This is a genomic window from Sediminimonas sp., assembly GCF_024637375.1.
Taxonomy (GTDB): domain Bacteria; phylum Pseudomonadota; class Alphaproteobacteria; order Rhodobacterales; family Rhodobacteraceae; genus Sediminimonas.
Genome location: NZ_JAGXFK010000089.1, coordinates 23,644 through 32,051 on the forward strand (window position 1 = coordinate 23,644; position 8,408 = coordinate 32,051).

The following is an 8,408-nucleotide window of genomic DNA, read 5'->3' on the forward strand; positions in this document are numbered from 1 at the left end:
AACCGCGCCGGGCCGGCGCGATGGTCTTGCCCCCCGGGGGGAAGCCGCGCTAAGAGCGGGTCAACCACGCTTTGGAGAGGGCATTATCATGCGTCGAGTTGTCGTCACGGGCCTTGGACTGGTCACGCCGTTGGCCTGCGGTGTCGAGGAAAGCTGGTCGCGCCTGCTGGCCGGGGAATCGGGCGCAGGGCCGATCAGGCGCTTCGACACGTCGCGCGTGACCACGACATACGCCTGCGAGGTGCCGCTGGGTGATGGCAGCGACGGCAGTTTCAACGCCGACGACTGGATGGAACCGAAGGAGCGCCGCAAGGTCGACGATTTCATCCTCTACGGCATCGCCGCGGCGGACCAGGCGGTGCGCGATGCCGGCTGGACACCCGAGGACGAGGTCAGCCGCGAGCGCACCGGCGTGATGATCGGGTCCGGGATAGGCGGCTTGCAGTCGATCGAGCAGACGACGCTGATGATGGCCGAGAAGGGGCCGCGGCGGGTCAGCCCGTTTTTCATCCCCGGGGCGCTGATCAACCTCATCAGCGGCCATGTCAGTATCCGTTACGGGTTCAAGGGGCCCAACCACGCGGTCGTCACCGCCTGTTCCACCGGCGCGCACGCCATCGGTGACGCGGCGCGTCTGATCCAGTGGGGCGATGCCGACGTGATGGTCGCCGGTGGCGCCGAGGCGGCGATCTGCGAGATCGGGATCGCCGGGTTCAATGCTTCCAAGGCGCTGTCCACCAAGCGCGCCGATGACCCAACGACCGCCAGCCGCCCCTATGACGCCGACCGCGACGGGTTCGTCATGGGCGAGGGCGCGGGGGTTGTCGTGCTTGAAGATTACGACCACGCTGTCGCCCGCGGCGCGCCCATCTATGCCGAGGTGCTGGGCTATGGGATGTCGGGCGATGCCTACCACATCACCGCGCCGGCGCCCGATGGCGATGGCGGTTTCCGGTCGATGAAGGCGGCGCTGGAGCGCGCGGGCCTGGCACCCGGCGCGGTGGATTACATCAACGCGCACGGCACCTCGACCATGGCCGACGTGATCGAACTGGCGGCGGTCGAACGCCTGATGGGCGACGCGGCGGACAAGGTGACGATGAGTTCGACGAAATCCGCCACCGGCCACCTGCTGGGGGCGGCGGGCGCGATCGAGGCGATCTTCTCTATCCTGGCGCTGCGCGACCAGGTGGTGCCGCCGACGATCAACCTTGACAATCCGGCGGTGGACTCCGTGATCGACCTGGCGCCAAATGCCAAGCGCGAACGCGCCGTGAACGTGGCGCTTTCCAACAGCTTCGGCTTTGGCGGCACCAATGCCAGCCTGGTACTCGGGAAAGTCATCTGATGTGGCGAAATATTGCTTCCAACGCGCTGACATTGCTGATTGTTCTGGCCTTTCTCGCGGGCGGCGTGATTCTTTGGGGCAAAAGCCAGTACAGCGCCACCGGCCCGCTGGAAGACCCGATTTGCCTGGAGGTCGAGCGCGGCGCGACGATGACCGGCATCAGCCGCAAGCTCGAGGCGCAGGGGGCCGTCACGAGCGGCTTCATCTACCGCGTGGGCACCGATTATTCAGAACTCAGCGACGACCTCAAGGCGGGCAGCTTCCTGGTCCCCGAAGGTGCCTCGATGGCCGAGATCGCCGACATCGTCACGCGCGGCGGTGGTAGCACCTGCGGCACCGAGATCCTGTATCGGGTCGGCATCGCCGACACCCGCATCGAGTTGCGTGAACTCGACCCGAAAACCGTTCAATACCAGACTGTTGCTGAGCATAGTTTAGGCTCAGAGGAACCGCGGCCCGAGGCCTTTTCGGAAGCGCGCGCCGGCACTGGCCTGCGCCACCGGCTGGCCATGGCCGAGGGTGTCACGAGTTGGCAGGTCAGCCGGGCGCTCGACGCGATCGAAATCCTGGCGGGCGGGCTCGACGCGCCGCCCGCGGAAGGCACGCTGGCGCCCGACAGCTACGAACTGCGGCGCGGCGAGACTCGCCAGGAAGTGATCGAGAGGATGCAGGAAAAACAGCAGTTCATTCTCAACGCCGCATGGCGGGAGCGCGCCGACGACCTGCCGCTGGAAACCCCGCAGGAGGCGTTGATCCTGGCGTCGATCATCGAGAAGGAAACCGCGCTGCCCGAGGAGCGGCGGCAGGTCGCCAGCGTTTTCGTCAACCGCCTGAAAGCCGACATGCGCCTGCAGACAGACCCGACGGTGATCTACGGTATCACCGAGGGCCAGAAGCCGCTTGGCCGGGGCTTGTTGCAAAGTGAACTTCGCCGTGAAACCCCATGGAATACTTACGTGATCGACGGATTGCCACCAACGCCGATCGCCAATCCGGGCCGCGCCAGCATCGAGGCGGCACTGGACCCGGCGCCGACCGAATACCTGTATTTCGTGGCCGATGGCAGCGGCGGGCATGCCTTTGCCGAGACGCTGGCCGAGCACAACGCCAACGTCCGCAAGTGGCGCCGCATCGAAACCGAACGCAACGGCGACTGAACGCGCAAGCCCCGGCGCGGTGAGGCGCCGGGGCTGTACGTTTTGTCACGGGTACGTGTACGGATCGCGGCCGACCGCGTGTCCGGTCGTGCGGCGGATGGGCGCGGCCCGCCGGTGGGCGCTCAACCCAGCAGCGCGCGCACCCTGTCGGCCACGGCTTGCGCGGTGATGCCGAATTTCTCGTAGAGCACCTCCGCCGGGGCCGAGGCGCCGAAGCTGTCCATGCCGACGAAATCGGCCCTGGCCTCGCGCCCGCGCTCTCCGCAAAGCCACCTGTCCCAGCTTTGCCGCACACCGGCCTCGACGCCGACGCGTACCGGGCCGCCGGGCAGGACGCGCTTGCGCACGGCCGCATCGGCCTCGGCGAACAGCTCCATGCAGGGCATCGAGACGACGCGCGTGCCGATGCCATCGGCTTCGAGCATGGTGCGCGCCTCCATGGCGATGGCCACTTCCGAGCCGGTGGCGATCACGATTGCCTGGCGCTTTCCCGTCGCCTCGGCCAGCACGTAGGCGCCCTGGGCCACCATGTTGCGGTTGCGGTGCTCGGTGCGCAACGTGGGCACCCCCTGGCGCGTCAGCGACAGGACCGAGGGCGTTTCGGTCGAGGTCAGCGCCAGTTCCCACGCCTCGGCCGTTTCGACCGTGTCGCAGGGGCGAAAGACGCGGGTATTGGGCGTGGCGCGGCTGATGGCGAGGTGTTCCACCGGCTGGTGGGTGGGGCCATCCTCGCCCAGGCCGATGCTGTCATGGGTCATGACATAGCTCACCGGCAGCCGCATCAGCGCCGACAGCCGCATCGCCGGGCGCGCGTAGTCGGTGAAACACATGAAGGTGCCGCCATAGGGACGCACGCCACCATGCAGGGCCATGCCGTTCATCGCCGCGGCCATGGCGTGTTCGCGGATGCCGTAATGGATGTAGCGGCCCTTGCGGTTGCCCTCGTCGAACACGCTCAGGTCGGCGGTGCGGGTGTTGTTCGACCCGGACAGGTCGGCCGAGCCGCCCACGGTTTCCGGCGCGATGGGGTTAATGATCTCGAGCACCATCTCGCTGGATTTGCGGGTGGCCACCTTGGGCGCTTCGTCGCTGATCTGGCGTTTCAGCGCCTTGATCCGCGCCGACAGCTTCTTGGGCGCCGAGCCGGCCTGGATGCGGGCGAACTCGTCGCGGCGGCGCGCCGGCAGTGCTGCCAGCCGTTCGGCCCAGGCGGCGCGCTCGCTCGCGCCGCGGCGGCCGATTTCCTCCCACTGGGCCTTGATGTCGTCGGGCACGACGAAGGGCGCGGCGGTCCAGCCGTAGGCGGCCTTGGTATCCGAAATCAGCGCAGGGTCGGTCAGCGCGCCGTGGCCCTTGGCGGTGTCCTGCGCCGCCGAGCCGAGCGCGATATGCGTCTTGCAGGCGATCATCGAGGGCTTGCGCGCCGCCTTTGCCGCCGCCAGCGCGGCGTCGATGGCATCGGGGTCGTGGCCGTCGATTTCCTGCACATGCCAGCCGGCGGCGCGGAAACGTTGCACCTGGTTGGTGCGGTCGGCCAGATCGACCTTGCCGTCGATGGTGATGCTGTTGTTGTCCCACAGGACCACCAGCTTGCCCAGGCGTTGACGCCCGGCCAGCGCGATCGCCTCGTGGCTGACCCCTTCCATCAGGCAGCCGTCGCCGGCGATGACATAGGTCATGTGATCGACGATCTTGCGGCCATAGCGGGCGCGCTGGATTTCCTCGGCGATGGCAAAGCCGACGGCGTTGGCGATTCCCTGGCCCAGCGGGCCGGTGGTGGTCTCAACGCCGCTGGCATGGCCGTATTCGGGGTGCCCGGCGGTGCGCGCGCCCCACTGGCGGAAATTGCGCAGCTCGTCCATCGGCATGTCGGCATAGCCGGTCAGGTGCAGCAGCGAATACAACAACATCGAGCCGTGCCCGGCGCTGAGGATGAAGCGGTCGCGATCGGGCCAGTGCGGATCGGCGGCGTCGAACTTGAGGTGGCGCGCGAACAGAACCGTGGCGACATCGGCCATGCCCATGGGCATGCCGGAGTGGCCCGAATTGGCGGCGGCGACCGCGTCGAGCGTGAGCGCGCGGATGGCTGCCGCCCGCATCCAGTGGTCGGGGTGCGTGTTGCGAAGGGTGGGTATGTCCACGGGCTGAGATCCTCTGGTATGGCTGCGACTGGCTGCTCAATACCAGCCCGGCGGCGAAGATCAAGCGTACCGGCGCCCCGGGCGTGGCGCGAAGCGGTCGCAAGGGGGAAGCATTTCGCGCGCCGATTGGCTAAACTCGGGCGCAAGGCATGGGGCGGTTGATTCGTTGCCCGAAGCTTTGCCAGAACGGGGATTAGGGACGATGAGCGAAACCAGCGGCAGCGATGACATCACCGAGCTTGAACGCCGGCTGACCGCGGCGATGGACCGGATCGGCCAGGGGGTCGAGGCGCTGTCGGAACGCGCCGCCGACGCCGCCGAAACAGCCGAAACGGCCGCACCCGAGGCGGGCGGCGGCGATACGGCGCCCCCGGCCGTTGGGGCCGACGACGCGGGCGGCGAGGACGTCGCGCGCCTGCGCCAGGAGCTTGAGGACGAGCGGCTGGTGAGTGCGCAGCTCGAAGAGCGGATCAAGGCGCTGCACCGCAAGCACGACGCGCGCATGGCAGAGTTGGAGAAAGACCTCGGCGCGGCGCGCACGGCGTTGTCGGAAATGGGCGAGGCGCTGGAGACGCTCAAGGCGAAAAGCGACGCCCTGCACCGCAACGCCGAGGCGCTGCGCGCCGCCGAGGGCAAGGCGGGGGCGGATTTGCTGGACAACAGCCTGCGCGACGAGTTGGAGACATTGCGCGCCGCGCGTGCCGCCGACGTCGCCGAGGCGCGCGCCATAAAGGCGGCGCTGGAGCCGCTGCTGAGCGATGACGCGAAGGAGGCGAACTGATGCCCGAAGTCGAGATCCGGATCGGGGGACGGTCGTTCGAGGTGTCCTGCCAGGAGGGCGAAGAGCAGTTCCTGCACGCCGCCGCGGCGATGCTGGACACCGAGGCCTCGGTCCTGAGCAAGCAGATCGGGCGGCTGCCGGAATCGCGGATGCTGCTGATGGCGGGGTTGATGCTGGCCGACAAGACCGCCGGTTTCGAGGACAACCTGCGCGAAAAGACCGAAAAGATCGCCAAGCTGGAATCCGAACTGGAAAAGCTGCGCTCGGCCCCGGCGCCCGAACCCGAGCGCGTCGAGGTGCCGGTGGTGCCCGCCAAGGTGACCGACGCGCTGGCCGAACTGGCTGCGCGGGCCGAATCGCTGGCCGACCGGGTCGAGGAAAACGCCAAGGGCGCCAAGGGCTGAGTGCCGCGCCTGGTGCGCCGGGGGCGGCGCAACGGGGTCAGGGGGCCGCGCCGGGATTCGCGGCCAGGGCCGGACCGGTGCGGAAATACGACACGTTGCTGGTGAAGGTGCTGTCCGGGCTCATGCGGATCAGCCGCGTGTCGGGCGCGTCGATCCGCGCCACGGTGTCGACGAACCACGGGTTCCAGCCATCTTCGGGGCCGAGGTATTTGCCCAGCAGGCGGCGGAAAAGCGCCGGGCGCGTTGCCACCACTGCGGCGCGGCCGCGCATCCCGAGGTGCAGCAGGATACCGCCGGGCCCGTCGAACTCGACGATTTCGACCGCGCAGCGCGGATCATGCCGCAGGCGCCGGGCGGAGCTGCCGCCCTCGGTCGCGGGTATCCACAGCGCGCCGTCCTCCCACAAGAACCAGACCGGCGCGTTTCGTGGTGCGCCGTCGTGGGTGGTCGTGGCGAGGTTGGCCATCAGCGGCTTGTGCAGCAGGGCCTCGGGCGGGAAGGTGTGGCTCATGCAGCCAACATGGCACGGGAGCGACCGGCGCGGCAATGCCGCCGGGGCGAGCACAGTGGGCTGCCCGCGGCAAGCGCTGCTCAGACCTCGCGCCAGAAGGCGGGCGTCAGCAGGACCAGCACCGTCAGCATTTCCAGCCGGCCCAGGAGCATGCCCGCCACGAGCAGCAGTTTCGCCGAATCCCCGAGCGGCGCAAAGCTTCCCGCCGGGCCGATCACCGGGCCGATACCGGGGCCGACATTGGTCAGCGACGTAAGCGCGCCGCTGAGCGCGGTCTGGAAATCCAGCCCCAGCAGCCCGAGCGCGAAGGCCAGGCAGGCCAGGGTCAGCGCGAAGATGGTGAAATAGGAGATCACGCCCGACATCACGTCATCCTCGACCTTGCGGCCTTCGTAGCGGATCGTGGATACGGCGTTGGGAAGGGGGATCTTGCGGATCTCGGCGTGGGCGGCACGCAACAGGATGATCCAGCGCATCGACTTGACCCCGCCCGAGGTGGAGCCGGTGCAGCCGCCGGCGAAGGTAAGCATGAAAAACGCGGCCACCGCGAACGGCCCCCAGAGGGTGTAGTCGGTCGTGGCGTAGCCGGTCGTCGTGATGACGGAGACCACGTTGAACGCCACCAGCCGCAGCGCATCGAGCACCGGCGTGCCGGTCGTCAGGGTCAGCCACAGGCTGATGCAGGCGATCACCGCCGCCAGCGTCCACAGAAGCGCCATCACCTGTTCGCTGCGCAGCCGGTGGCGCAGCAGCACCCGGAGATACCACGCGAAGGGCAACGCGCCCATCACCATGAAAACGACCGCGACCCATTGCAGAAAGGCGCTGTCGAACTGGCCGAACGAGGAATCCGAGGTCGAATACCCCCCGGTGGACACTGTCGTCATGGCGTGGGCGGCGGCATTGAACACCGACATGCCGCCGATGCGATAGAGCATTGCGCACAGCGCCATGAGCGCGGCGTAGACGACCAGCGTGCCGAAGGCAAAGCGCGCGGCGTTGCCCAGTTCCTTGTCGGTCTTGTCGGAACTTTCGGTGCGGAAAAGCTGCATCCCGCCGACCTTGAGGATCGGCAGCAGCGCGATGCCCACGACGATGAACCCGATACCGCCCATCATCTGCATCATCGCCCGCCACATCAGGATGCCGTGCGGGGTGTCGTCGAGCCCGGTCATCACCGTCGATCCGGTGGTGGTGAACCCCGAGGTCGCCTCGAACAGCGCATCGACCGGCGACATAGACCACAGATAGAGCGGCAGCGCCCCGGCGATGGCCGCCGTCAGCCAGATCGAGGTGGTCAGCAGGAAGGTTTGCAGCCGGCGCAAGCCGGTGAACGCGCCGTAAGTGACGAGCGCCAGCGCCCCCCCGACCATGCCGGTGATCAGCGCCGAGGTGGCGAAAACGCCGGCGGTGGCGGGAAACAACGCCGCGTCAAGCAGCATCAACGCGGCCATGAACAGCAGGATCAGCCCGTTGACGAAGACCACGAAGTTCATGCGTTGCCCCTCATGCCGGCGCTGCCCGCTCACCGGCGCGCGTCCGACATGGGATAGCGTGACCGGGGCGCGCAGGCAATCATGCAGATGACGGGGGTGTTTCCTGATCCGCCCGCGCCCTGGTGTCCACCACCTGGTACAAGGTGCTCAATGGCCCTTTCCGGCCCTTTCCGGATGAGGTGGATGGCTCCTGCTCCACCGGCATCAAACGTGCCAAAGTGCAGTTGTCATTGACTGCGAGGAAAGGAGCCACCCGATGACAGTAAAGACTGTGGGCCTGGATTTGGCCAAGGACGTATTTCAAGTTCACGGGATTTCGGAGAATGGCCGCGTCATATTCAACAGAGCCATCAAACGCGCGAAGCTGCTCGCCTTTTTTGAGGCACTTCCGCGCTGCACCGTTGGCATGGAGGCATGCGGATCGTCCCATCACTGGGGGCGAGCGCTGCGCAAGCTTGGGCACGACGTGAAGCTTATGCCCGCCGGCTACGTCAAGCCTTACGTGAAGCGCGGCAAAAACGATGCTGTGGATGCCGAGGTAGATGGGATGGTTGCCGCCCTCCCCTGACG

General features: G+C 67.6%; 7 protein-coding genes and 1 pseudogene. 5 read left to right on the forward strand and 3 right to left on the reverse strand.

Features of this window, described 5'->3' with window-relative positions; all coding sequences use genetic code 11:
* The first annotated feature begins 88 nt into the window (after positions 1-88).
* A complete protein-coding gene (fabF, locus tag Q0L89_RS14225) occupies positions 89-1,348 on the forward strand; it encodes a beta-ketoacyl-ACP synthase II (protein ID WP_296766432.1) in 1,260 nt (419 codons plus the stop codon).
* On the forward strand, positions 1,348-2,505 hold the full coding sequence (gene mltG, locus Q0L89_RS14230; protein WP_296766435.1) for an endolytic transglycosylase MltG: 1,158 nt from the start codon (positions 1,348-1,350) through the stop codon (positions 2,503-2,505). Before fabF ends, mltG begins: the two co-directional genes overlap by 1 nt.
* A gap of 122 nt (positions 2,506-2,627) precedes the next feature.
* Here mltG and tkt read toward each other — a convergent pair whose 3' ends face one another.
* Positions 2,628-4,646 carry a transketolase gene (gene tkt, locus Q0L89_RS14235; RefSeq protein WP_296766437.1) on the reverse strand — a complete coding sequence of 673 codons (2,019 nt, stop codon included), beginning with the start codon at positions 4,644-4,646 and terminating at the stop codon, positions 2,628-2,630.
* A 202-nt stretch (positions 4,647-4,848) separates the two neighbouring features.
* Here tkt and Q0L89_RS14240 point away from each other — a divergent pair, with 202 nt between their 5' ends.
* Together Q0L89_RS14240 and Q0L89_RS14245 are read left to right on the forward strand one after the other, a co-directional pair.
* Positions 4,849-5,427 (forward strand): hypothetical protein, encoded by a 579-nt coding sequence (locus Q0L89_RS14240; RefSeq protein ID WP_296766439.1) that lies wholly within the window; start codon positions 4,849-4,851, stop codon positions 5,425-5,427.
* The gene (locus Q0L89_RS14245; RefSeq protein WP_296766442.1) at positions 5,427-5,831 is read left to right on the forward strand and encodes a cell division protein ZapA; all 405 of its coding nucleotides are present in this window, start codon (positions 5,427-5,429) and stop codon (positions 5,829-5,831) included. The genes Q0L89_RS14240 and Q0L89_RS14245 overlap by 1 nt, the downstream gene beginning before the upstream one ends.
* Positions 5,832-5,868: 37 nt before the next feature.
* Here Q0L89_RS14245 and Q0L89_RS14250 read toward each other — a convergent pair whose 3' ends face one another.
* On the reverse strand, positions 5,869-6,342 hold the full coding sequence (locus Q0L89_RS14250) for a pyridoxamine 5'-phosphate oxidase family protein (protein WP_296766445.1): 474 nt from the start codon (positions 6,340-6,342) through the stop codon (positions 5,869-5,871).
* A gap of 80 nt (positions 6,343-6,422) precedes the next feature.
* Positions 6,423-7,838, reverse strand: a complete 1,416-nt coding sequence (locus tag Q0L89_RS14255) for a TrkH family potassium uptake protein (RefSeq protein WP_296766446.1) — start codon at positions 7,836-7,838, stop codon at positions 6,423-6,425.
* 256 nt (positions 7,839-8,094) lie between these two features.
* Between Q0L89_RS14255 and Q0L89_RS14260 the strand changes: the two are divergent.
* A pseudogene (locus tag Q0L89_RS14260) lies at positions 8,095-8,373 on the forward strand (IS110 family transposase); the annotation flags it as partial.
* Positions 8,374-8,408 lie beyond the last annotated feature (35 nt).